Genomic DNA, 22,140 nt, shown 5'->3' with positions numbered 1-22,140 from the left:
GCTCACCCCGCCGCCCGGAACACCTCCGCGCCCGCCACCACCGTGGCCAGCACGCGCGCGTCCACCAGCGCGGCCGCGGGCCCCTCCAGCGGATCCTCCGACAGCGCGACGAAGTCCGCGTCCAGGCCGGGCATCAGCCTTCCGCGCCGCGCCTCCTCGAAGGACGCCCACGCGGGCCCCACCGTGAAGCCCTCCAGCGCTTCCGCCGCGCTCAGGCGCTCCTCCGGATACCAGCCACCTTCCGGCCAACCCTTCGCGTCCTGCCGCGTGCGCGCCGCGTAGAGCCCCGCGAGCACGTCCGGGTTCTCGATGGGGAAGTCGCTGCCCAGCGCCAGGTGCGCGCCCGCGTCCTTCAACGTGCGCCAGGCATAGGCGCCCCTCAGCCGCTCGCGCCCCAGCCGCGTCTCCGCCCAGGGCATGTCACTGGTCGCGTGCGTGGGCTGCACGCTGGCCACCAGCCCCGCCGCGCCCAGCCTCCGGATGTCCTCCAGCCGGAGGATCTGCGCGTGCTCCACGCGGTGGCGCAGGGCCTGCGTGCCCGTCCGCTCCGCGCCTCGCAAGAGGACGTCCACGACCAACGTATTGGCACGGTCTCCAATGGCATGGATGCACACCTGGAAGCCCCGGGCCATGAAGGCCCGTGCCCGGGCCTCGAGTTCCTCCGGCGAGAGGAGCAACAGGCCGCGCTGGCCGGGCTCGTCGCTGTAGTCGTCGTGCAGCGCCGCGCCCCGGCTGCCCAGCGCTCCGTCCGCCAGGAACTTCACCGAGCGCATCGCCAGGTGACGCCCCTGCCAGGGGCCCTGCTCCAGATAGGTGTGGCGCTGCTCGCCCTGCCCCGCCGCCATCGCGTACACGCGCAGGGGCAGCGTTCCCGCCGCGTCCCATGCCTGCAACGTGCGGAAGGCGTGGAGGTCCATGCCCGCGTCGTGCACGCCCGTGAGCCCGACCTGCGCGCAGCGCTCCAGCGCGGCTCGCAGCCGGATCTCCAGTTGCTCGCGCGTGGGCGTGGGGATGGCGGCCTCCACCACGTCCATCGCGTTGTCCACGAGGACGCCAGTGGGCTCGCCCCTCGCGTCGCGGAGGATGCGGCCTCCTCGCGGATCCGGCGTGTCCCGCGTGATGCCCGCCCGGCGCAGCGCCTCGCCGTTCACCCAGGCCGCGTGGTGATCCACTCGCATGAGGAACACCGGCGTCGTGGGGAAGCGCGCATCCAGCTCCGCGCGGCCGGGGAACGCGGCGCCGGGCCACTCGTTCTGATCCCACCCCTTGCCGAGCAACCAGTCCCCCTGGAAGCTCGACGCGGGCGCCTTCGCCAGACGCTGGACCACGTCCTCCACCGAGGGCGCCTTCTCCAGGCGCACGGTGGTCAGGCTCTTCCCCAGGCCGTGCAGGTGCGCGTGCGCGTCCACCAGGCCGGGCACCACCGTGGCCCGGCCAAGGTCCACATCGCGCGCGCTGGGCCCCGCGGCGGCGCGAACCTCCGCGAGCGTGCCCACCGCGAGCAACCGCCCGTCACGCACCGCCAATGCTTCCGCGCGCGGACGCGCCGCATCCAACGTCCAGACGCGCTCCGCCCTGTAGACCGTGGTCTCCGCCGTCATGGCGCGGAAGACTACCCGCCGCCCTCGGGGAAGCCACCGTCCACGCCGGGCGCTTCAATGGGGCCCGCGGGGCCGCCCGGGTCGTTGGGCACGTTCTGGATGGGCTCGCGGGCCGTGTCCGGGCCCTGGATGGGACGCTGGTCCTCCGTCCCCGGGGGCTGGGTGGTCTTGCAGGCCACCGCTCCAGCAGCGGACAGGCCCAGAGCAGCGATGAGCAGCACGGCACGGCGCATGAAACCTCCTGGGAGAAAATCGAGAGGCCGACCCTAGGGAGGTGCGTCTTCCTCCAGCAACGCGCATCCCCTGCAACGTCCAACATTGGATGCACAAGCAGGGCGCCGGGCCCTTCCTGCCCGCATGCCCTCCAGGCCCCCGGCTTCAGGCGCCGGTCATCCCAAAGCGCGATGCACATCGTTGTCCGAGTGCGTGTGCGCGAGGGGCGCGCACCGGGGGCGGACATGCGGGAGCACGTCGACAGGAGGTTCTGGCGCCGTCACGTCCTGTGGGGCTGGCTCCTGGCGTTCCTCTTCACGGGCCTCGTCGCTCCAGCGGCTCCCGCGTCCACGCCCTTCGTCGCGCGATGCGAACTGGAAGGCGTGGTGGATGCCGGGTCGGGCGCGTACCTCGCGGACTGCGTGAAGCGCGCGGAGGACGGAGGGGCCACGGCGCTGCTCGTGCGGCTGGACACGCCGGGCGGCTCGCTGGAGGCCACCCGCGCCGTGGTGCGAGCGTTCCTGGGCTCGCGCGTCCCCGTGCTCGTGTGGGTGGGGCCTTCCGGCGCGCGTGCTGGCAGCGCGGGCGTGTTCATCTCGCTGGCCTCGAACGTGAGCGCCATGGCGCCGGGGACGAACATCGGCGCGGCGCACCCCGTGGGGCTGGGGGGCGAGGACGTGGAGAAGAGCGGAGGCGAGCAGCTCGCCCGGAAGGTGGAGAACGACGCGGTCGCCTTCGCGGAGGGCATCGCACGGCAGCGGGGCCGCAATCCGGAGTGGGCCGCGGCCGCCGTGCGTGACAGCGCCAGCGTTCCCGCCGACCGCGCCGTGGAGCTTCGCGTGGTGGAGCTCGTCGCGCCCACCGAGGCCGCGTTCCTCGACGCCGTCGATGGCCGCCGCGTGGAGGTGGCGGGCAGTGACACCGTGACGCTCGCCACCCGCGATGCCCACGTGGTGTCCCTGGAGCCGGGGCTGTCACAGCAGGTGGTGCATGCGCTCGCGCAGCCCTCCATCATCTACCTGCTGTTCCTCACCGCGGCGCTGGGCCTGGTGGTGGAGCTGTCCCATCCGGGCGCGGTGGCGCCGGGGCTCATTGGCGGCGTGGCGCTGGTGCTGGCGTTGATGGCTTCGGCGACGCTGCCGGTGCGCACGGGCGCGCTGGTGTTGATGCTCGTGGGCGTGGGGCTCATCCTCGCGGAGCTGTTCGTCACCAGTGGCCTGCTGGGGGCCGCGGGCGTGGGCCTGCTGATATTGGGCGGCGTGTTCCTGGTGGACCGCTTCGAACCGGGCTGGTTCGTGGAGCCGTCCTTCCGCCTGTCATGGGGCGTGATGCTGCCCACGGCGCTCGTGTTCGCGGGGGCCGCGGCCTTCATCGCGTACCGCAGCGCCCAGACGCGCAGGCTGCCTCAGCGGGGCGGAGACGTGGGGCTCGTCGGCGAGGCGGGCACGGCGCTGGGCCCCGTCACACCCTCGGGCGGCGAGGTGTTCGTCCACGGCGAGCGCTGGCGCGCCGTCTCCTTCACTCCCATCCGCGAGGGCGCGCAGGTCGTGGTGCGCGCCGTGGAAGGGCTCACCCTCACCGTCGCGGAGTCGATGCCATGAACGAGCTGTTCGGCGCATTGGGCTGGCTCATCCCCCTGGCCCTGCTGTTCTTCCTCTTCATCTCCGGCGTGCGCATCGTCACCGAGTACCAGAACGGCGTCGTGTTCCGGCTGGGCCGCTACGTGGGCCTCAAGCGCGCGGGCTTCCGCTGGCTCATCCCCTTCATTGAACGCATGGTGATCATCGACCTGCGCACCGTGGCGCGCGACGTGCCCCCGCAGGACGTCATCACCAAGGACAACGTCAGCGTGAAGGTGAACGCCGTCGTCTACTTCCGCGTCATCCAGGCGGACAAGGCCGTGCTCCAGGTGGAGGACTACCTCTACGCCACCAGCCAGATTGCGCAGACGACCCTGCGCGCCATCCTGGGCCAGGTGGAGCTGGACGAGCTGCTGTCCCAGCGCGAGCGCATCAACCACGAGCTGCAGCAGGTGCTCGACGCGCGCACCGACCCTTGGGGCGTGAAGGTCTCCAACGTGGAGGTGAAGCACATCGACCTGCCGCTGGAGATGCAGCGGGCCATCGCGCGGCAGGCCGAGGCCGAGCGCGAGCGCCGCGCGAAGATCATCGCCGCGGAAGGCGAACACCAGGCCGCGGAGAAGCTCTCCCAGGCCGCGGACGTGCTCAGCCGCAACCCCGCCACGCTCCAGCTGCGCTACCTGCAGACGCTGGTGGAGATCACCGGCGGCGGCAACCACACCATCCTGCCCATTCCCCTGGAGCTCTTGCGCGCGTTCGGCGCGATCCCCGCGCGGCCCTCCCGGCCGGAGGAGACGCGCGAGGAGGAGGACGAGGACGCGTCCCACGGCCTGTCCTGAAACGACGAAGGCCCACCCGCGCGCGAGGCACGGATGGACCTTCCGGGTGAGACGCGGCGACGGCGGGATTACAGCTGGCCGCTGTCCTCGATCTTCACGGGCTGGCGCGTCGCGCCGGACTGGCTGCCCACGCCTTCAATCTTCTTCACCACGTCCATGCCCTCGACGACCTTGCCGAAGACGACGTGCTTGCCGTCGAGCCACGGGGTCGCGACGGTGGTGAGGAAGAACTGCGAGCCGTTGGTGTTGGCACCGGCGTTCGCCATGGAGAGGAAGCCCGGCGCGGTGTGCTTGTGCTTGAAGTTCTCGTCCGCGAACTTCTCACCGTAGATGGACTCGCCGCCGTAGCCGTTGCCGAGCGTGATGTCGCCGCCCTGGCACATGAACTGCGGGATGACGCGGTGGAAGGGCGTGCCCTTGAAGTGCAGCGGCTTGCCGCTCTTGCCGACGCCCTTCTCACCCGTGCACAGGGCGCGGAAGTTCTCGGCGGTCTTGGGAACGTCGTCGGAGAACAGCTCCATCACGATGCGGCCGGCGGGCTGGCCACCAATCGACATGTCGAAGAAGACCTTGGTGTTTGCCATGTTCACGTGCTCCACGGTGAGGGTTGAGCCACAGAGGCTGCGGAATCCAGCGCGATACCAGGCGCGCGGGCCGGGACGTACCAGACCCGCGCGTCTCGGAGGCACCCGCTAGCACCTTCGCGTGCGCTGCGGAACAAATTCAGGCCTTCGGTGGGCCGCCCGGCTGCCCGTCCCGGAAGAGCTCCGCGCCCTCCAGCGTGATGGCGCGGCGGCTCAACCGCAGCGACGCCAGGGCCAGCACCGCCGTGGAACCCAGCAGTCCCACGCCCAGGGAGAAGGACATCACCGGCAGCCCCTCCGGCACCGGCACGCTGCGGCGCAGCAGGTACAGGAGCGACGTCACCACGAAGGACAAGAGCGCCGCGTAGGTGAAGCCGATGGCCCGCGCGAGGATGGCGTGGCGGCGGTCCATGATGGCCACCTCTTCGCGCAGGAGCGAGCGGCGCGCATGGCCCTCCGGCAGCGTGCGCCACTCCCGGACCATGTCCCGCATGCGCGCGGTGATGCGCGAGATTTGATTGTCCAGGCCCGTGGCCAGGATGCCGCACCCGGACACCATCACCGCGGGCGTCACCGCCGTGCCGATGAGCTGGATGGAGGAGAGGTCCAGGCCGTCCACGCCGACGTTCATGCCCCCTTCTGTCCCACCGCCCGCCCGGCCGCCACCTCCCCGCATCCCGCCACCGGCACTGACGAATCGCCACCGACTTCTTGACACTTGAACTGTCGCAACCTACTGTCAGGTTCGTGAGCACGCCCAAGACACAGACGGAGTGGAAGCTGGCCGCGCTGGCGGAGGAGGTGGGCGTCTCGCCTCGCACGGTCCGCTATTACGTCCAGCGGGGCCTCCTGCCCGCGCCGCCCTTCAAGGGGCCGGACACGGTCTACGGAGAGGAGCACCGGGCGCGGCTCAAGGCCATCCGGGTGCTCCAGGCGAGGTTCCTGCCCCTGGACGCCATCCAGGCGGAGCTGTTGCGGCTGTCGCCGGAGGAGCTGCGCCGGCTGGCGGAGACGCCGGTGGGCCCGGGGACGTTGCCAGTCCCGGAGGACGTCCCCCGGATGCCCCCGAAGCGGCCGGGAAAAGACCCGACGGTGGAGGTGGCGCGTTACCAGCGCTGGCTCCTGGCGCCGGGGTTGGAATTGCACGTGTCGGAGCAGGCGGAAGCGAAGGTCCGGGCGCTGGCGGAGCGGGTGCGCGCCCTCATCGAGGAGTCCCAGGAAGGAACGCCGTCATGAACGAGCAGGCGAAGTGTGGGCTGTTCACGCGTGAGGGGGCCCAGGTGCCCCTGCAGGGGGTGGAGGTCTCCGGTGAGCTGCTCGGGGGGCACGCGCGGGTGCGCGTGGCGCAGCGCTACCGCAACGAAGAGAAGAAGCCGGTGGAGGCCCTCTACACCTTCCCCCTGCCCTCCGACGCGACGCTCAGCGCCTTCTCCATGACGTGCGCGGGCCGGCGCGTGGCCGGCGTGGTGAAGGAGCGCGAGGCGGCCTTCCGCGCCTACGACGACGCCATCACCGAAGGGCACGGCGCGGCGCTGCTGGACCAGGAGCGCGCCAACGTCTTCACCGCGCAGGTGGGCAACCTGCTGCCAGGCGAGGAGACGCTGGTGGAGGTGGAGTTCCTCCAGACGCTCACCTCCGAGGAGGGCAGCGTGCGCTGGATGCTGCCCACGCTGGTGGCGCCCCGGTACATCCCCGGTCCGGTGCACGGCGACCGCACGGGCCACGGCAGCGCGGCCCCGACGACGCGGGTGCCGGACGCGGACCGCATCTCTCCGCCCCAGGGCCCGGTGGACTACGGGCTGCGCATGGACCTGCTCATCGACGTGGGCCGTGACGTGGTGGTGGAGAGCCCCTCCCACCGGCTCACCGTCACGAAGGAGGGCACGCGCACGCGGGTGAACCTCCAGCGGGACTCGCTGCTCAGGAACCTCGCGGGCGACGAGGTGGAGCTGAACCGGGACGTGGTGCTCACGCTGCGCAACGCCAACCCGGACGTGATGCTCACGCCCGTCGTCACCCACCGCAAGGCGGAAGGGCCGGGCACGTTCGCGCTCACGGTGGTGCCGGACCTGCTGAACCTGGCGGCGGCGCCGCCCCGGCAGGAGGTGGTGTTCGTGGTGGACACGTCCGGCTCCATGGCCGGGGACAGCCTGCCCCAGGCCCAGGCCGCGCTCCGGCTGTGCCTGCGCCACCTGCGTGAAGGCGACCGCTTCAACGTCATCGCGTTCGAGAACGCGTTCCGGTCCTTCTCCGCGCAGACGGTGCCGTTCACCCAGCGCACGCTGGAGCAGGCGGACGCGTGGGTCGCGGGGCTGAAGGCCTACGGCGGCACGGAGCTCTTGGAGCCGATGGTCACCGCGATGAAGGCCGCGCCGGACGGCGTGGTGGTGCTGCTGACGGACGGCCAGGTGGGCAACGAGACGGAGATCCTCAACGCGGTGCTCGCGGCGCGGGGAACGGGGCGGGTGTTCTCGTTCGGCATCGGCACCAACGTGAGCGACGCGCTGTTGCGCGACCTGGCGCGGCGCACGGACGGCGCGGTGGAGTTCATCCACCCCGGGGAGCGCATCGACGAGAAGGTGGTGGCGCAGTTCTCTCGGGCGCTCGCGCCGCGCGTCACCGACCTGGAGGTGCGCTTCGACGGCGTGGAGGCCAGCGAGCTGGCTCCGGCCACGCTGCCGCCGCTGGTGGACGGCACGCCGTGGACGCTCTTCGGGCGCTATGCGCAGGCGGGCACGGGCAGCGTGACGCTGAAGGGGAAGTCAGGCCGGGAGCCCTTCTCCCTCACGGTGCGGCTGGACCTGCCCTCGCTGTCGGACCGGCCGGTGGTGGAGAAGTTGTGGGCCGCCGAGCGCATCCGGGGCTGGATGGACGCGGGGCTGGTGGGCCGGCGCGCGGACGCGATGAAGGAGCGCATCGTGCGGCTGGCCATCGAGCACCAGCTGGCCACGCAGTACACGTCCTTCGTGGTGGTGGAGGAGCGCCAGGGCGACCGTCGCGCGTCGGGCACGCCGGAGACGCGCGTGGTGCCGGTGAACGCGCCCGCGGGCTGGAGCATGTTCAGCCAGGCCCCGGGGGACACGGACGACGAGCTGGAGGGCGGGCTCATGAAGGCGCCCACGGGAATGCGGATGCCCATGGAGAAGGCGAAGCGGATGGCCTCGAAGCCGATGCCCGCACCTGGGGCGATGCCCGGTGCGGTGGGCCGTTCCCGGGGCGGCGCGGTGCCTCCGTCTCCTCCGAGCATGTCCGCGCCCGCGCCCGCCCCCGCGCTGGCGCCAGAGCCCACCACCGGGTCCTCCTTCCAGGCGGAGTTCGCGGATGGCGCCGGGCCCATGGGAGGCAGGGCCGCGCCCATGGAGCGCAGGGAGCAGGAGGCCGCGAAGAAGGAGAAGGGCGGCCTCTTCGGCCGGCTGATGTCCGCCTCGTCGAAGCTGCTCACTGCCCCCGAGTTGGAGGGGCGGCCCTCCTCCCAGGCCGCGCCGCGCCCGCGGAAGGACAAGGCGGAGGTGGTCTACGAGCAGGAGGAGGTCCAGCCGCTGTCCGTGGCGGAAGCGCCCATCGCCGCCGAGGACGTGGGCTCCCTGCTGGGCCAGCAGCTCGCGAACGGGCTGTGGGCCGGCGCGGGTGAAGGGCCGGAGCCGGTGCGCCAGGCCCGTGCCACCGCGCGGGTGCTGCTGGTGCTCCTGCGCGAGGGCATCACCAGCAGCCATCCGCTGCACGGCGCGCAGGTGAAGAAGGCGGTGGACGCGCTGCTCGCGCTGGCCGCGCAGCTCACCCAGGCGCCGGACGTGGCGGAGCTGGCGCTGGGCGTCGCGTGGCTGGTGGCCGCGGGCCCGCGCACCCGGGGCCGCATCGAGCAGGCCGCGAAGCCCCTCCCCGGCCTGGGCGGGCGGATGGGGGACTCGGCCGCGCTCCGGCAGCACCTGGAGACGCTGGCGACGCGGTAGGCCGCCGCGTGGCGTGACCCGGGCTCCGTGCCTCCCTTCCTGGAGGACCGGGGTCCCGGGTCTCCCGTCTTTTCACGGGGGTCGACTAGGGTGGCGCCCGCATGTTCCTCGCGCCCTTCGTCCTGGCCGTCCTCGTCGCCGCGCAGCCCGGGCCTCCTCCCCGGGGAGGCCCGGCCTCTCCTGGCGCCGCGGCGCCTGTTGCTCCTAACGCGCCCTCCGCTGACGCCCCTGCCCTCACGTCTTCGGGCTCCGTGTCCGCGCCGCCGCTCGTGGCGAGCGACGAGGCGTGCGCCGCCGAGTCCGACTACGCGGCGGGCTTCGACGCGCTGGTGCGCGGCGAGGACACCCGGGCGCTGGAGTTGCTGGAGCGGGTGCTGCTGGTGTGCCCCCGCCATCCGTACGCGCCGGAGCTGGCGCGGCTGGCGCGGACGCGGCTGGAGCCCGGCGCGCGGCTGGCCCAGGACACGCTGGCGCGGCCGGTGGTGTCGTCGGTGGAGGGCCCGTCGAAGGGGGCGCGGGCGTCGCTGACCATCGTGCAGACACTGCACGGCATCACGCAGGGCATCCTGCTGTGTGAAATCTCCAACTGCCAGGACACGCGCGCGTACGTGGCGGTGTCACTGCTGGGCGGCGGCGCGGGGGCGGCCATCTCCCTGCTCGCCACGCGGAGCGGACTGACGCAGGGCCAGGCGGCGGCCATCAACTCCGGCACGGTGTGGGGCTTCGGGTTCGGCCTTGCGTCGATTGGGTCGTTCGACCTGGACGGTGATGCCTCCACGGGGGCGGTGATGGCGGGGGCGCTGGGCTTCACGGGGCTGGGCATCCTGGTGGCGGAGCTGGCGCGGCCCACCGCGGGACAGGTGTCCCTGGCGAACTCCGGCGGCCTGTGGTCGGGCGTGGTGGCGGCGCTGCTCATGGGCACGCAGAACGACAGCGACACGCGCGCGTTCTTCGGCATCGAGCAGGGCGTGGTGGGCGCGGGCCTGCTCACGTTCGCGCTGGTGTCGCGCAACCTGGACATCTCCCGGGGCCGGGTGCTGCTCATCGACGCGGGCGGCCTCCTGGGCGGACTGGTGGGCCTGAGCGCGCTGTTCCTGGCATTCGACGACGACCACGGAGACGCCCTGCTGGTGGGCACCGCCGTGGGCGTGGTGGCCGGCCTGGGGACCGCGACCTTCCTCACGCGCGACTTCGATGCGTCCGATGACGATGCTCCGGCCGTCTCCGTCGTCCCGGCGACGCTGGGACGCCACGGTGGGCTGGGGCTGGCGGTGCTGGGCCAGTTCTAGCCTTAAGCTGCCCGCTTCGTTCCGCCGTCCCGGAGCCGCCCATGCCCGTCGAGTCCCAGGCACTGACCCTCTTGCGTGATGAGCACACGCTGCGCGTGCGGCAGGTGAAGGAGTGGGGCGAAATCCTCACCGGCTTCGAGGGCCGCAACCGCTACGAGGTGGTGGGCAACGACGGAGGCCCGCTCTTCTTCGCGGGCGAGGTGGGCAGCGGCGTGGGGCTGTTCATCCTGCGCAGCTTCCTCAAGGCGAAGCGGCCCTTCACGATGGAGCTCAAGTCCGCGAGCGGAGAGACGCTGCTGAGGCTGCGCCGCCCGTGGCGCTTCTGGCTGTCCCGGATGGAGGTGGAGGACGGCGAGGGGCGGCACCTGGGCGCCATCCAGCAGCGCTTCCGCTTCTTCACCCGCGCCTACGACGTGCTGGGGCCCCGCGACGAGGAGCTGGCCCGGCTGAGCGGGCCGTTCTTCCGGCCGTGGACGTTCAACGTGGAGCAGCAGGGCCGCGAGGTGGGCACCATCGCGAAGCGCTGGAGCGGGTTCGGCAAGGAGATGTTCACGGACGCCGACAACTTCGGCGTCCGGTTCGACGGCCTGCACGACCCGCACGTGCGGACGTTGGTGGTGGCCGCGACGTTCCTCATCGACTTCGTGCACTTCGAGAACAGTCGCGGCGCTGAGTGACGGCTAGGAGTGCCGGCGCAGCGTGGGCACTCGCGGCTGGCCCTGCTCGTCGCGCGGGAGGCCGTCGAGCTCCGGCTCGCCGGCCAGCGTGCCGGGGCGCCAGCGCTGGACCTCGCGCACCATGAAGAACGCCGCGGCGGACAGCACGCCCAGGTCGTCCAGCCAGCCGAGCAGGGGGATGAAGTCCGGAATCGCGTCCACGGGCGACACGAAGTACAGGACGGCCAGCAGCCCGGACAGCTTGCGCCACGTCGCCACCCGGGGGTCGCGAACGTAGTGGAAGAAGCGGGTCCCCATTCCTCGAAGGCCTGCGATGTTCATACCCCTCCCTACGCATGGCGGACGCGGGTGATTGCATCACCCCGGCCCGGCGCTTGCACGCCCGGTGTGCTAGCGGGCCTGCCCGGGTGTCTCCTCCAGCACGTCCGCGCGGCCTGAGACCTCCAGGCGGGCGCGGCTGCCCTCGCGCAAGGGGGACGCGGTGGCGGTGCGCACCACCAGCGCCATGCCCGCGCAGGACACGGTGAGGTCCACGTGCGCGCCCCGGAAGGCGCGCTCCAGCACCTCCGCTCGCAGCGCGCCGCCCACCGCGACGCCGTCCGTGTCGGGGACGAGCCGCAGCGCTTCCGGGCGCAGGGAGAGCATCACCTCGCCGCGCGCATCGCTGCTCAGCGGCAGGTTGCCCAGGGCCGTGCGCGCGACGCGGCCGAAGGCGGAGCCGGGCAGCAGGTTGGTGCCGCCCAGGAAGTACGCGGCGAAGGCGGTGCGCGGCGCTTCGTAGACGGACTCGGGAGTGCCCTGCTGTTCCACCGTGCCCGCGCGCAGCAGCACCAGCCGGTCCGCGAAGGCCAGCGCGTCCCCCACGTCGTGCGTGGCGAAGAGCACGGCGGTGCCTCGGGCCTTGAGCACGCGGCGCCACTCCCCGAGGACGGTGGCGCGAAGGCCCGCGTCCATTCCGGCGAAGGGCTCATCCAGCACCAGCAGCTTCGTGCCGGAGGCCAGCGCTCGGGCCAGCAGCACCCGCTGCCGCTGTCCGCGGGAGAGCGTGCCGCAGGAGCGCGCCTCCAGGTCTTCCAGCTGGAACAGCGCCAGCAGGCCGCGCGCGTGCGCCAGGCCTTCGCCCTTCGGCTGCACGCCCATCACCACGTCGCGCACGGCGAGGCCGGACTCGAGCTCGGCGTCGTGGAGGACGCGGCGCAGGGGGCGCTGCTCCGGGGGCACGAACGTGTCCGGCCCGGCGACCACGCGGCCATCCAGGGTGATGGTGCCGGACGTCGGCTGCTCCAGGCCCGCCACCAGCCGCAGCAGCGCCGTCTTCCCGGAGCCGGAGGTGCCCATCAGCGCCACCGCGTCGCCCGGCTCCAGCGCCAGCGAGACGTCCCGCACCGCCGGGGCAGGAGCGCCGAGGAACTTCAGGGTGAGGGCATCGAGCGAGAGGAAGGCCATGACGACGGGCACACTACGGTGCGGCACCAGCCGGGCCAAGCACCGAGCCCCAGCGCAGGGGAACTGCCGGAACCTGTCCGACAGTCGGACAGGTTTGGACAGGCGCTCCGAAGCGGCTGCGGCGCTTCCCGCCGCGAGGCTAGGCTCCCGCCCCGTTCTTTCCCTCGTCCGGGAGTCCCCATGTCGCGCCTGCTCATCGCTTGTGCCGTCCTGCTGGGAGCCACGTCCTTCGCCCAGGCCCCCGCTGCTCCTCCGTCGCAGCCCAAGGCCGCGACCGCGCCGGCCGCCCCCGCCGCGCCGGCGAAGCCGAACCCGCTGAAGGCCGCCGCGGACCGCACCCAGGCCGCGCTCGCGCAAGTGCCCAAGGCGAAGCCCGAGGACGTGAAGTCCCAGGACGCCATCCTCAAGGCCCTCTACGACGTCATCAGCGGGCCGGCGGGGACGCCTCGCGACTGGCAGCGCTTCCGCGCCCTCTTCTACCCGGGCGCCCAGCTCATCCCGCTGGTGAAGCCGCCGGGCGCGACCACGGTCTCGGCGCGCCCCATCACCCCGGAGGACTACGTGACGTGGGGCCAGGAGAGCACCGCGACGCACGGCTTCTTCGAAAAGGAGACCGCGCGCCAGACGCACGCCTTCGGCGCGCTGGTGCAGGTCATGAGCACCTATGAGGCGCGCGGCACGCAGGACGGGCCGCTCATCGCCAAGGGCGTCAACAGCATCCAGCTCTTCAACGACGGCCAGCGCTGGTGGGTCATGAACATCTTCTGGATCGACGAGAACACCGCCGGCCTCAAGGTGCCCAAGGACCTCACCCAGAAGTAGCCACTCCGCTGCGCACACACGAAGAGGGCCGGGTCCCGGAGCGCGCATCCCGCGTCCCGTGCCCGGCCCTCCCGTGTCTCTACCGCCTGGGCTCAGCCTTCCGAGCCGGGCTCGCCTTCAGCGCCCTCGGAGCTGGCGGAGTCCTCCGCGCCAGCCTCGTCCGCGGGAGCCTCCGTCGAGGACGCCTCCGCCTCCGCACCCTCGGCGCCGGCCGCCTCCACCGGCGAGGTGGCCTCCGTCTCCTCCTCGGACTCCTCGCCCTCAGGGAGCTTGGAGATGGCCATGACCTTCTCCTCGCCGTTCTCCAGCGCGATGAGGCGCACGCCCTGCGTGTTGCGGCCGATGACGGAGATCTCCTTCACCTTCATGCGGATGAGCATGCCGCCGTTGGTGACGAGCATCACCTCGTCGCTGTCCTTCACCTGCACCACGCCCACCACGCGGCCGTTCCGCTCGGTGGTCTTGATGTCGATGATGCCCTTGCCGCCACGGCCTTGCTGCCGGTACTCGGCGCCCTGCGTGCGCTTGCCGTAGCCGTTCTCCGTCACGGTGAGGATGGCGCTGCCCTGCTCCGCGGGCGCCTGGCCCTCCTCCGGCTCCTTGTCCAGGAGGTCCGCGCCCACCACCTCGTCGCCGTCCTCCAGCGTGATGCCCTTCACGCCGTAGGCCTGACGGCCCATGGAGCGCACGTCCTCTTCCTTGAAGCGGATGCTCATGCCCGTGGCCGTGGACAGGAGGATGTCCTTGGTGCCGTCGGTGATCATGACGCCCACCAGCTCGTCGCCCTCGTCGATGCCCAACGCGATGATGCCGCTGGCGCGGACGCTCTCGAACGCGCTCAGGTCCGTGCGCTTCACCACGCCCTTCTTCGTGACGAAGAAGACGTAGCGGTTCTCCGGGAAGTCGCGCGTCACCAGCACCTGCGCCAGCCGCTCCCCTTCCCCGAACTGCACCAGGTTCACGATGGCCTTGCCGCGCGACGTGCGGCTGCCCTGCGGAATCTGGTGCACCTTCAGCGAGTACAGCTTGCCCTTGGTGGTGATGGGCATGAGGTACGCGTGCGTGCTGGCCACGAACACCTTGGTGACGAAGTCGTCCTCCTTCGTCCCCGCGCCCGTCTTGCCGCGCCCGCCGCGCTTCTGCGCGCGGTACTCCGACAGGGGCGAGCGCTTCACGTAGCCCGTGTGCGACAGCGTGACCACCATCGTCTCTTCCGCGATGAGGTCCTCGCTGGTGAGGTCATCCACCGCGCCGGTGATCTCCGTGCGGCGCTTGTCGCCGTAGCGCTCGCGGATCTCCATCAGCTCCGCCTTGATGACGGACAGGAGGCTCTTCTCGTTGGCGAGGATGTCGCGCAGGCGCGCGATGTCGCGCACCAGGCCAATCAGCTCCTTGAAGAGCTCTTCCCGCTGCAGGCCGGTGAGGCGCTGCAGGCGCATCTCCAGGATGTTCTGCGCCTGGTCCTCGCTGAAGCCCGCGCCCTCGTACTTGTGCTCGAGGCCGCCGTAGGCCGGCTCCTCGTTGCGCGCGCGGCTGACCAGCAGCTCCATCTGCGCCTTGGCCTTCGCGTAGTCGATGCGGTCCAGGTTCTGGAAGCGCTCGCGCGTGTACAGCTCCGGCGACAGGATGTTCATCAGGCCCCAGCGCGCTTCATCCGGGTCGCGCGACGCGCGGATGAGGCTGACCACCAGGTCGATGAGGTCCTGCGCGACGAGCAGGCCTTCCACGATGTGCATGCGCGCCAGCGCCTTGCGCAGCTCGTAGCGCGTGCGGCGCGTCACCACGTCGCGGCGGTGCGCGATGAAGCGGTCCAGCAGCTCCTTGAGGTTGAGCGTGCGCGGCTGCCCGCCGTCGATGGCCAGCATCACCGCGCCGAACGTCGTCTCCATCTGCGTCATGGAGAAGAGGTTGTTGAGCACCACCTGGGAGATGGCGTCGCGCTTGAGCTCGATGACGATGCGCATGCCCTGACGGTCGCTCTCGTCACGGATGTCGCTGATGCCCTCCAGCTTCTTCTCACGCACCAGCTCGGCGATCTTCTCGATGAGCCGGGCCTTGTTCACCTGGTAGGGGATCTCCGTGACGATGATGGCCTCACGGTCGCCCTTCTTGTTCGTCTCGATCTCCGTGCGCGCACGGATGGTCATGGACCCGCGGCCCGTCTCGTAGGCGCGGCGGATGCCCTCGCGGCCGGTGATGATGGCGGCGGTGGGGAAGTCCGGCCCCTCGATGAACTCCATCAGGTCCAGGACGGTGCAGTTCGGGTTGTCGATGAGGTGCAGCGTCCCGGACACGACCTCCGTCATGTTGTGCGGCGGGATGTTGGTGGTCATGCCCACCGCGATGCCGCTGCTGCCGTTGACGAGGAGGTTGGGGAACTTGGCCGGCAGGACGAGCGGCTCTTCGAGCGAGTCGTCGTAGTTGGGGCCGAACTCGACGGTCTCCTTGTCGATGTCCGACAGGAGGTCCTCCGCCAGCCGCTCCATGCGCACTTCCGTGTAGCGCATGGCCGCCGGCGAGTCGCCGTCCACCGAGCCGAAGTTGCCTTGGCCGTCCACCAGCAGGTAGCGGAGGCTCCACTCCTGCGCCAGGCGCACCATGGCGTCGTACACGGACGAGTCGCCGTGCGGGTGGTACTTACCGATGACGTCACCCACCACGCGCGCGCTCTTCTTGTAGGCGCGGTTGTGGAGGTTGCCCAGGTCGTTCATCGCGAAGAGGACGCGACGGTGGACGGGCTTCAGGCCGTCGCGCACGTCCGGCAGCGCGCGTCCGATGATGACGGACATCGAGTAGTCGAGATACGAGCGGCGCATCTCGTCTTCGATGTTGATGGGAATGAGCTCTCCGGCGCCGCTCGACGGAGGAGGCGCGGGGGGCGTTGCCGGCGTGTCGGTGGTGTCGTCAGCCATGGGCTCTGGAAGGTGCGGACGGGCCCCTCACGTGGGGGGCTCCGCCCGATGGGAGAGTGTTCGTAACCCCCGGATTTCCCTCAGTCAATAAGGGAAACAGGGGGGATTCGCCACGGCTGCCCGCCCGCCCGGTTCCAGGGGTCGGAAGGGCCCTTTCCGGGGCACCCGGATGGAACATCCGGGCGGTGCGTTTTCAGCCCCACCGGAGGCCCTTTTCGGACCTGTCTTCCAGGCCCGTTTCCAGGCCGTTTCCAGCCCGTTTTTCAGGCCTTCGGGCGGAGGTTCGCGGCCAGCCGTTCGGCCTCCGCGCCCACACCGCCCTCGGGGTCCTTGGCCTTCGCGGTCTCGAACGCGGCGAGCGCCCCTTCGCGGTCCCCGCGCAGCTTCAGCGCCACGCCCACGTTGAGGTGCGCGGACGCGTTGTCGCGGTCCATGGCGAGCGCCTCGCGGAACAACGTGAGCGCCTGGTCCACGTCACCCGACAAGAGCGCCTCGCGGCCCGCCTGGACGCGCTTGTCCGCGTCGTTGACCAGCTCCACCTCGAACACGCTCTTGCCCACGACGTTGGCCACGAGCACGCGCAGGATGCCGCCCCAGTAGAACGACAGCCCCTCCGCGGCGACAACGGCGGCCAGGGGCAGGTCGGGCAGCAGCTGCTTGCCCCGGAACTTGAAGCGGACCTTGGTGTAGCGGCCCTTGTTCGTCCAGTGGACCAGCTCGCCGCGCAGCTTCTTGAAGCCGGCCTCCAGCTGGGCCGGGTCGATTTCGAAGGGCAGCACGCGGCCCTGCGGCTCGCCCGCGGGCAGGCTCTTGGGCGCGGCCTCCTCGAAGACGGGCTCGGCCTCCAGCACGGGGGGCTTCGGGGACGCCGAGGCGCGGCGGGGGTCCACCTTCTCCACCTTCGCCTTCACCGGCCGGGCCGGGGCCTTCGCGGGAGCGGCCGGGCGCGAGGGCTGCTTCTTCGCCTTGGCCGGGGACTTGCGGGGAGCCGTCTTTGCCATGGGGCCACTCTAAGCGACCCACTCCCCCGCCGCTCGTGAAGTCGTGCGAAGACGGCCCTGCTAGACGGGGCCTGGCCGGTGGCCCCAGGCGCCCACCATGAGGCTGGGCACCAGCACGCCGCCGTTGGCGCGAAGCTCGGCGGTGAGGCGGGCGGCCAGCGTGTCGATGTCCACCTCCATGGCCAGGGCCACGCCCAGCCGCTCCATGTGGGGCAAGAGCGTGCGCACCGTCTCCACCAGGGCCTGCGTGGACTCCGAGTCCGGCGTCACGCCCAGCCGTCCGCCGACGACGCCGTCATCCACCACCAGCCCGGCCCTGCGCAGCGTGGACGCCAGCTCCAGGCCCATGTGGACCTTGATGCCCAGGCGCTCGCAGGTGGGCAGCATCCAGCCCCAGATGCGGGAGAACAGCGGCAGCTTGGGGTGCGTCAGGCCCATGGCCGCCAGCTCCAGCTCGTGCAGGGCCATCACGCCCCCGGGGCGCAGGTGCTCCGCCATGCGCCGCACGAACGAGATGGGGTCCGGCTGGTACATCAGCACCAGCCGGCAGACGATGGCGTCGAAGGAGCCCTCGACGGGCAGGGACTCCAGGCTGCTCTGCCGGAAGCGCACGTGGGCAAGGCACTGCGCTTCCGCGCGGCGCCGGGCCCAGGTGAGGACGCGGGCCTCGCGGTCGACGCCCACCACCTCGCCCGTGGGGCCCACCAGCTCCGCGGCGAGGAAGGACACGTCCCCCACGCCGCAGCCCACGTCCAGCACCCGCATGCCGGGCTTGAGTCCGGCCCCGCGCAGCACTCCTTCCGTCAGCGGCGCGTACACCTGCGCCTGGAGCATCAGCCGGTGCAGCTCCCGGTCCTCGTGGCCCAGGGCATGGTCCGCGGTGGCTACCGATTCCTCGACGCGCATGTGCGACTCCGGGGTTGGAGACAGCGCGCACGCTCGCAAGCCTGGGCGTTCCGCGCGCCCTCCCGGCGGTCCCGGGGCAATGACAGACAGCCATCCGCGTCCGCGACCGGAAGGCAGGGCCGCGTCCATCGCCGGACAGGCCTACGTCCCGGCCATGGCTCTTGATTCCGGGACTTCCCGGTGAAGCATCCACGCGGTGCACGGCAGGTGGGTTGTCGCGCGGCGCGGCCGTGAAACAATCCGCGCGACCTCCCCACCAGGAAGAGCGCATCCATGACGCGTGTCCGGCCCGTCCTCCTCTCCGCCCTGCTGTTTGCCTCTTTCGCCCATGCGGCCCCCGCGGTGCCCGCCGCGGAAGGGGCTTGGCCGCGCGTGCGCAAGGAGCGGCTCCAGAAGCTGCTGCCCCAGGCCATGGCCCGCGCGGGCGTGGACGCGTGGGTGGTGCTCTGCCGCGAGAACGACAACGACCCGCTCGCGGGCCACGTCGGCGGGGAGAACGCGGGCGGCACCGCCGCGTTCCTGTTCCTGCGCGACGGCGACAAGGTGCGCTCCACCGCGCTCTCTCCCGAAGGTGAAGCCACCGCGCTCCGGGACATGCGCGTGGTGGATGAAGTCGTGGCCTTCGAGCGCGGCGCGGACGTGCACGCGCTCGTCGCCGCGCGGCTGTCCAAGGCGAAGGTGACGAAGGTGGCCATCAACTCCTCGGAGCGGATGTCCATCGCGGACGGGCTGTCCGCCACGCAGCGCGCGAAGCTGGAGGCGGCGCTGTCCCCCGCGCTGCGCAAGAAGCTGGTGTCCTCCGAGGACCTCGTCTCCGAGTGGCTGTCCGTGAAGACGCCCGAGGAGGTGGACATCATGCGCAAGGCCGCGGACATCACCGCGAAGCTGGAGGAGGAGGCGTACCGCACGGTGGTGCCGGGCAAGACGCGCGACTCAGACGTGGCGCGCTTCCTCAAGAAGCGCATCGCGGAGCTGGGCGTGGGGGACGGGTGGCAGCCGGACCAGAACCCCAACGTGAACAGCGGCCCCACGCGCGGGCACTCGAACGCCACCGACCGCGTCATCCAGCCGGGGGACTTCATCCAGACGGACTTCGGCATCCGCGTGGGCGGCACGTGGGTGACGGACATCCAGCGCTTCGCGTACGTGCTGGCCCCGGGTGAGAAGCAGCCGCCCGCGGAGGCGCTGGCGAAGTGGGAGAAGTCGAAGAAGGGCAGCCGCATCGCGCTCGCGGCGATGAAGCCCGGCGTGCGCGGCTACGACGTGGACAAGGCCCAGCGCGACTGGATGCGCGAAGCGGGCTCCGAGCCCGTGATGTGGGGCACCGGCCATCCCGTGGGCTACTGGGCCCATGACGCCGGCCCGGCCCTGTCCGGCGCGGCGTCCGGCAAGCCGCCCTCGGGCTCCGCGCTGCGCAAGCTCCAGCCTGGCCAGGTGTTCGCCTTCGACGGCTTCTTCGCGTGGAAGGACGGCAGCAGCCCGGACGCGCTGCGCATCCTCTCCGTGGAGGAGATGGCCGTCATCACCGACACCGGCGCCGAGTACCTCAACCCACCCCAGGAGCAGCTCATCCTCATCCCATCCCCGGCCGCCACCGCGACGCCCGCGAAGCCCTGAGGCCCCTGAGCACCCCGCGCCCACACCCTACGACGGGGGTGGTCCCGACCCCGGAGACCCGGCCGGTGGGGTGTGGCGCGCGGACGCGTGGGCTCGGATACACTTGGCGGTATCGCCGCGCCGCCCAGGCGCTGGAGGACCGCCCATGCCAACCGTGCTGGTCATCGACGATGACCTCTTCGTGCTCGCGACCGTGGGGGATGTCCTGCGGGGCGCGGGCTTCACGGTGCTCACTGTGCAGTCCCCCGCCGAGGCCTTCCACCTGGACCTCTCCGGCGTCGCCGCCATCCTGTGCGACTACAACATGCCGGACATGAACGGCTCCGACGTGCTCGTCGCCATGCGCGAGCTGCAGGAGTGCCGGGCGCCGTTCATCTTCCTCACCGGCCACTCGGAGCTGGATGACCTGCTGCCCGTGGCCATCCGCTACGGCGCGGAGCTGCTGCCCAAGCCGGTGGATCCGTCCGAGCTGACGCGGCTGCTGCACAAGCAGATCGCCGCCTGAGCGGACCTCCTCGCGCGGGTCTTCATCAGCCCAGCTCGGCGAGCAGGGCCTGCGCGCGCTCGCGCCACTCGGGCTCCAGCGAGGGTCCGCGCAGAAGCATTGTCAGCCGCGCCTTCGCGGCGTCACTCGCGCCCAGCCGGGCCTCCACGCGGGCCAGGGACAGCACGGGCTCCGGCCGGTGGGGCGCGCGGCGGTGGGCCTCCGCCAGGGGCGCTCGCGCGGGGGCCGCGGCCTCCGGGGGCCCGGCCTCCACCTGACGCAGGAGCAGCAGCCCCAGGCGCCACGCGGGCATCCAGTCCTCCGGGGACAGCCGCACGGCCTCACGCCACGCGGCGAGCGCGCGCTCCACGTCCGGCGGCTCCAGGGACTCGAAGACGAGCGCCTCCACGGAGCGGCTGAGGCCGGTGGAGAGGCCTCGCGCCTCCAGCTGGTGACACAGCTCCAGGGCCTCCCGGAAGCGCCGCTCCGTCACGCGCAGGCGGGCCAGGTGCCCCAGCGCCGCCACGCCCTCGGGCTCCACGCGCACGCGCGCCTCCGCCGCGGACACGGCGCCGCGCACGTTGCCCCGCGCGAGCCGCACGTCCGACAGCGCCTTGAGCAGGCCCACGTCATCCGGCACCGCCTTCTGGCCCTGGCGCAGCAGGTCCTCCGCCGCCTCCAGCTCCCCGCCCGCCTCCAGCGCGCGCGCGAACACGAGGTAGCTGGGCGCGTGCCATGGATCCAGGTGCAGGGACCGCTCCAGGTGCGCGAAGGCCTCCTCCAGCCGGTCCAGCAGGAAGAGGGCGCGCGCGAGCTGGAAGTGGTGCAGCGCCACGCGCGGCTCGCGAGCCACGGCCTGGGACAGCGCCGGGTACGCGGCGGTCGCGTCCCCCTGCTCCATCCACACGTAGCCCAGGCCGAAGAAGGCCTCGGTGGGCGGCTCGGGCTCCTCCGTGAGCGCGCGGTACAGGGCCAGGGCCTGGGGCCACTCGCCGCGCCGCGTGTGCAGCGCCGCGCTCACCAGCCGGGCCTCGGGCTGGGAAGCGGCGCCGGCCCGGGTGACGCCGAGCAACAGGGACTCCGCGAGCGCCTCCTCTCCGTCCACCAGTGCCAGCCGCGCCAGCGTGAGCATCGCGCGCCAGTCGGAGGGACCGCGCTCGTGTGCCAGCAGGGCCTCGCGACGGGCTCCTTCCAGGTCACCCGCCTTGAACAGCGTTTCATGGCGCGGAACAGGATTCAGGACGGACACTCCCCACGGAAGATGCGCACCCCACCGGGCGATGCATGGGGGCCCATTCACGTTGAACGACGCCGCCCCCCGGCCCGTCCGTGACCTTCAGGGTAGCAGACAGGCGGACAGCCTTCCGCCTGCCCGGCGCGAGGGGGTCCAAACCTGTCCGACTGTCGGACAGGTTCGGTTGGCGCACCGAGACGACGGGCTTGCCCGCGCGCGGGACTCCGTGGTCCCACTGGGGGCGTGCGACTCAAGGTCCTCACCCTGAACGTGGCCCACGGTGCGCCGTTCGCCGTGCCCATGCCCTTCCTGCGCCGGCGGGCGGCGCTGCTGGGCACGCTGGACCGGGTGGCGGCGCTGCTCTCCCGCGAGGCCGCGGACGTGGTGGCGCTCCAGGAGGCGGACCGGTCCAGCCTCTTCAGCGGGCGGGTGGATCAGGTGGCGCGCATCGCGGAGCAGGCCGGCTATCCGCACGTGCATCACGGCGTGCACTCCGGCGTCCCGGGGCTGTTCGCGCAGGGCACCGCGCTCCTGTGCCGGCATCCGCTGGAGTCGCGCGACACGGCGCACTTCGGCCGCGACCGGCGGGTGGACAAGGGCTACGTCGTCGCCACGCTCGCGGGGGAGCGCGGGCCGGAGGTCGTGTCGCTGCACCTGGATCCGTTCTCCGCGCCGGTGCGACAGCGGCAGGTGGACCAGCTCATCCACGCCCTGCGCCAGCGGCCGGAGCGGCCTCGCGTGGTGATGGGTGACTTCAACGCGGAGGACGTGGAGGGCCAGGGCCCCGTGGCCCGCCTGTGCGCGGAGCTGGGGCTGCACACGCCCGCTGGAGCCGAGCCCACGTATCCCGCTCCGAACGCGCGCCAGCGCCTGGACGGGGTGCTCATCTCCCACGCCCTGCGCTTCACGCGCTACGAGCGCCTGCCCGACACCGTCTCCGACCACCACGCCGTGGTGGCCGAGCTGACGGCCACCGACGGCTGAC

General features: G+C 71.9%; 20 protein-coding genes. 10 read left to right on the top strand and 10 right to left on the bottom strand.

Annotated elements, in window-relative coordinates; translation table 11 throughout:
* Positions 1 to 2 precede the first annotated feature (2 nt).
* Together NR792_RS30660 and NR792_RS30655 are read right to left on the bottom strand one after the other, a co-directional pair.
* Positions 3 to 1,601 (bottom strand): amidohydrolase, encoded by a 1,599-nt coding sequence (locus NR792_RS30660; RefSeq protein WP_375756251.1) that lies wholly within the window; start codon positions 1,599 to 1,601, stop codon positions 3 to 5.
* A gap of 11 nt (positions 1,602 to 1,612) precedes the next feature.
* Positions 1,613 to 1,834, bottom strand: a complete 222-nt coding sequence (locus NR792_RS30655; protein ID WP_375756250.1) for a hypothetical protein — start codon at positions 1,832 to 1,834, stop codon at positions 1,613 to 1,615.
* Positions 1,835 to 2,059: 225 nt separating this feature from the next.
* Between NR792_RS30655 and NR792_RS30650 the strand changes: the two genes are divergently transcribed.
* Complete coding sequence (locus tag NR792_RS30650; RefSeq protein ID WP_375756249.1) at positions 2,060 to 3,415, top strand: nodulation protein NfeD; 1,356 nt, start codon at positions 2,060 to 2,062, stop codon at positions 3,413 to 3,415.
* Positions 3,412 to 4,233, top strand: a complete 822-nt coding sequence (locus NR792_RS30645; RefSeq protein ID WP_375756248.1) for a slipin family protein — start codon at positions 3,412 to 3,414, stop codon at positions 4,231 to 4,233. Before NR792_RS30650 ends, NR792_RS30645 begins: the two co-directional genes overlap by 4 nt.
* Positions 4,234 to 4,301: 68 nt before the next feature.
* On the opposite strand, the gene NR792_RS30640 is transcribed toward NR792_RS30645, so the two are convergent.
* On the bottom strand, positions 4,302 to 4,817 hold the full coding sequence (locus NR792_RS30640) for a peptidylprolyl isomerase (protein WP_375756247.1): 516 nt from the start codon (positions 4,815 to 4,817) through the stop codon (positions 4,302 to 4,304).
* A 139-nt stretch (positions 4,818 to 4,956) separates the two neighbouring features.
* Positions 4,957 to 5,448: a DUF2721 domain-containing protein gene (locus NR792_RS30635; RefSeq protein WP_375756246.1), complete on the bottom strand. Its 492-nt coding sequence runs from the start codon at positions 5,446 to 5,448 to the stop codon at positions 4,957 to 4,959.
* Between the two features lie 116 nt (positions 5,449 to 5,564).
* Here NR792_RS30635 and NR792_RS30630 point away from each other — a divergent pair, with 116 nt between their 5' ends.
* The 4 genes from NR792_RS30630 to NR792_RS30615 all read left to right on the top strand — a co-directional run bounded on the left by NR792_RS30630 (position 5,565) and on the right by NR792_RS30615 (position 10,733).
* Positions 5,565 to 6,053 carry a MerR family transcriptional regulator gene (locus tag NR792_RS30630; protein ID WP_375756245.1) on the top strand — a complete coding sequence of 163 codons (489 nt, stop codon included), beginning with the start codon at positions 5,565 to 5,567 and terminating at the stop codon, positions 6,051 to 6,053.
* Positions 6,050 to 8,767: a VIT domain-containing protein gene (locus NR792_RS30625; RefSeq protein WP_375756244.1), complete on the top strand. Its 2,718-nt coding sequence runs from the start codon at positions 6,050 to 6,052 to the stop codon at positions 8,765 to 8,767. The genes NR792_RS30630 and NR792_RS30625 overlap by 4 nt, the downstream gene beginning before the upstream one ends.
* Before the next feature lie 101 nt (positions 8,768 to 8,868).
* Positions 8,869 to 10,056, top strand: a complete 1,188-nt coding sequence (locus tag NR792_RS30620) for a hypothetical protein (protein WP_375756243.1) — start codon at positions 8,869 to 8,871, stop codon at positions 10,054 to 10,056.
* A gap of 41 nt (positions 10,057 to 10,097) precedes the next feature.
* The gene (locus NR792_RS30615) at positions 10,098 to 10,733 is read left to right on the top strand and encodes a phospholipid scramblase-related protein (protein WP_375756242.1); all 636 of its coding nucleotides are present in this window, start codon (positions 10,098 to 10,100) and stop codon (positions 10,731 to 10,733) included.
* A 3-nt stretch (positions 10,734 to 10,736) separates the two neighbouring features.
* Here the strand turns inward: NR792_RS30615 and NR792_RS30610 are convergent, their stop codons facing one another.
* Together NR792_RS30610 and NR792_RS30605 are read right to left on the bottom strand one after the other, a co-directional pair.
* Positions 10,737 to 11,030, bottom strand: a complete 294-nt coding sequence (locus NR792_RS30610; protein WP_375756241.1) for a YkvA family protein — start codon at positions 11,028 to 11,030, stop codon at positions 10,737 to 10,739.
* A gap of 93 nt (positions 11,031 to 11,123) precedes the next feature.
* Positions 11,124 to 12,179: an ABC transporter ATP-binding protein gene (locus NR792_RS30605; protein ID WP_375756240.1), complete on the bottom strand. Its 1,056-nt coding sequence runs from the start codon at positions 12,177 to 12,179 to the stop codon at positions 11,124 to 11,126.
* Positions 12,180 to 12,359: 180 nt separating this feature from the next.
* Here NR792_RS30605 and NR792_RS30600 point away from each other — a divergent pair, with 180 nt between their 5' ends.
* Positions 12,360 to 13,001: a nuclear transport factor 2 family protein gene (locus NR792_RS30600; RefSeq protein WP_375756239.1), complete on the top strand. Its 642-nt coding sequence runs from the start codon at positions 12,360 to 12,362 to the stop codon at positions 12,999 to 13,001.
* 92 nt (positions 13,002 to 13,093) lie between these two features.
* Here the strand turns inward: NR792_RS30600 and gyrA are convergent, their stop codons facing one another.
* The 3 genes from gyrA to NR792_RS30585 form a co-directional block, all read right to left on the bottom strand.
* The gene (gene gyrA, locus NR792_RS30595) at positions 13,094 to 15,913 is read right to left on the bottom strand and encodes a DNA gyrase subunit A (RefSeq protein WP_375756238.1); all 2,820 of its coding nucleotides are present in this window, start codon (positions 15,911 to 15,913) and stop codon (positions 13,094 to 13,096) included.
* A gap of 263 nt (positions 15,914 to 16,176) precedes the next feature.
* Positions 16,177 to 16,914, bottom strand: coding sequence for a tetratricopeptide repeat protein (locus NR792_RS30590; protein ID WP_375756237.1), 738 nt, complete (start codon positions 16,912 to 16,914; stop codon positions 16,177 to 16,179).
* Positions 16,915 to 16,974: 60 nt separating this feature from the next.
* Entirely contained in the window at positions 16,975 to 17,820 is an 846-nt protein-coding gene (locus NR792_RS30585) for a class I SAM-dependent methyltransferase (RefSeq protein WP_375756236.1), read from the bottom strand.
* A gap of 273 nt (positions 17,821 to 18,093) precedes the next feature.
* Here NR792_RS30585 and NR792_RS30580 point away from each other — a divergent pair, with 273 nt between their 5' ends.
* Together NR792_RS30580 and NR792_RS30575 are read left to right on the top strand one after the other, a co-directional pair.
* Positions 18,094 to 19,437, top strand: a complete 1,344-nt coding sequence (locus NR792_RS30580; protein ID WP_375756235.1) for a M24 family metallopeptidase — start codon at positions 18,094 to 18,096, stop codon at positions 19,435 to 19,437.
* A gap of 145 nt (positions 19,438 to 19,582) precedes the next feature.
* Positions 19,583 to 19,942, top strand: a complete 360-nt coding sequence (locus NR792_RS30575) for a response regulator (RefSeq protein ID WP_375756234.1) — start codon at positions 19,583 to 19,585, stop codon at positions 19,940 to 19,942.
* A 25-nt stretch (positions 19,943 to 19,967) separates the two neighbouring features.
* On the opposite strand, the gene NR792_RS30570 is transcribed toward NR792_RS30575, so the two are convergent.
* Positions 19,968 to 21,170, bottom strand: coding sequence for a tetratricopeptide repeat protein (locus NR792_RS30570; protein WP_375756233.1), 1,203 nt, complete (start codon positions 21,168 to 21,170; stop codon positions 19,968 to 19,970).
* Between the two features lie 228 nt (positions 21,171 to 21,398).
* Here NR792_RS30570 and NR792_RS30565 point away from each other — a divergent pair, with 228 nt between their 5' ends.
* A complete protein-coding gene (locus NR792_RS30565) occupies positions 21,399 to 22,139 on the top strand; it encodes an endonuclease/exonuclease/phosphatase family protein (protein WP_375756232.1) in 741 nt (246 codons plus the stop codon).
* The last annotated feature ends 1 nt before the right edge of the window (position 22,140 follow it).

Source organism: Corallococcus exercitus (assembly GCF_042231735.1).
Classification (GTDB): domain Bacteria; phylum Myxococcota; class Myxococcia; order Myxococcales; family Myxococcaceae; genus Corallococcus; species Corallococcus exercitus_B.
This window is presented reverse-complemented; position numbering and strand designations above follow the sequence as displayed.

Bases quoted from the DNA above. Each gene is read 5' to 3' on its own strand.
- NR792_RS30660 (WP_375756251.1), bottom strand. From the start codon at position 1,601: ATGACGGCGGAGACCACGGTCTACAGGGCGGAGCGCGTCTGGACGTTG.
- NR792_RS30655 (WP_375756250.1), bottom strand. From the start codon at position 1,834: ATGCGCCGTGCCGTGCTGCTCATCGCTGCTCTGGGCCTGTCCGCTGCT.
- NR792_RS30650 (WP_375756249.1), top strand. From the start codon at position 2,060: ATGCGGGAGCACGTCGACAGGAGGTTCTGGCGCCGTCACGTCCTGTGG.
- NR792_RS30645 (WP_375756248.1), top strand. From the start codon at position 3,412: ATGAACGAGCTGTTCGGCGCATTGGGCTGGCTCATCCCCCTGGCCCTG.
- NR792_RS30640 (WP_375756247.1), bottom strand. From the start codon at position 4,817: ATGGCAAACACCAAGGTCTTCTTCGACATGTCGATTGGTGGCCAGCCC.
- NR792_RS30635 (WP_375756246.1), bottom strand. From the start codon at position 5,448: ATGAACGTCGGCGTGGACGGCCTGGACCTCTCCTCCATCCAGCTCATC.
- NR792_RS30625 (WP_375756244.1), top strand. From the start codon at position 6,050: ATGAACGAGCAGGCGAAGTGTGGGCTGTTCACGCGTGAGGGGGCCCAG.
- NR792_RS30620 (WP_375756243.1), top strand. From the start codon at position 8,869: ATGTTCCTCGCGCCCTTCGTCCTGGCCGTCCTCGTCGCCGCGCAGCCC.
- NR792_RS30615 (WP_375756242.1), top strand. From the start codon at position 10,098: ATGCCCGTCGAGTCCCAGGCACTGACCCTCTTGCGTGATGAGCACACG.
- NR792_RS30610 (WP_375756241.1), bottom strand. From the start codon at position 11,030: ATGGGGACCCGCTTCTTCCACTACGTTCGCGACCCCCGGGTGGCGACG.
- NR792_RS30605 (WP_375756240.1), bottom strand. From the start codon at position 12,179: ATGGCCTTCCTCTCGCTCGATGCCCTCACCCTGAAGTTCCTCGGCGCT.
- NR792_RS30600 (WP_375756239.1), top strand. From the start codon at position 12,360: ATGTCGCGCCTGCTCATCGCTTGTGCCGTCCTGCTGGGAGCCACGTCC.
- gyrA (WP_375756238.1), bottom strand. From the start codon at position 15,913: ATGGCTGACGACACCACCGACACGCCGGCAACGCCCCCCGCGCCTCCT.
- NR792_RS30590 (WP_375756237.1), bottom strand. From the start codon at position 16,914: ATGGCAAAGACGGCTCCCCGCAAGTCCCCGGCCAAGGCGAAGAAGCAG.
- NR792_RS30585 (WP_375756236.1), bottom strand. From the start codon at position 17,820: ATGCGCGTCGAGGAATCGGTAGCCACCGCGGACCATGCCCTGGGCCAC.
- NR792_RS30580 (WP_375756235.1), top strand. From the start codon at position 18,094: ATGACGCGTGTCCGGCCCGTCCTCCTCTCCGCCCTGCTGTTTGCCTCT.
- NR792_RS30575 (WP_375756234.1), top strand. From the start codon at position 19,583: ATGCCAACCGTGCTGGTCATCGACGATGACCTCTTCGTGCTCGCGACC.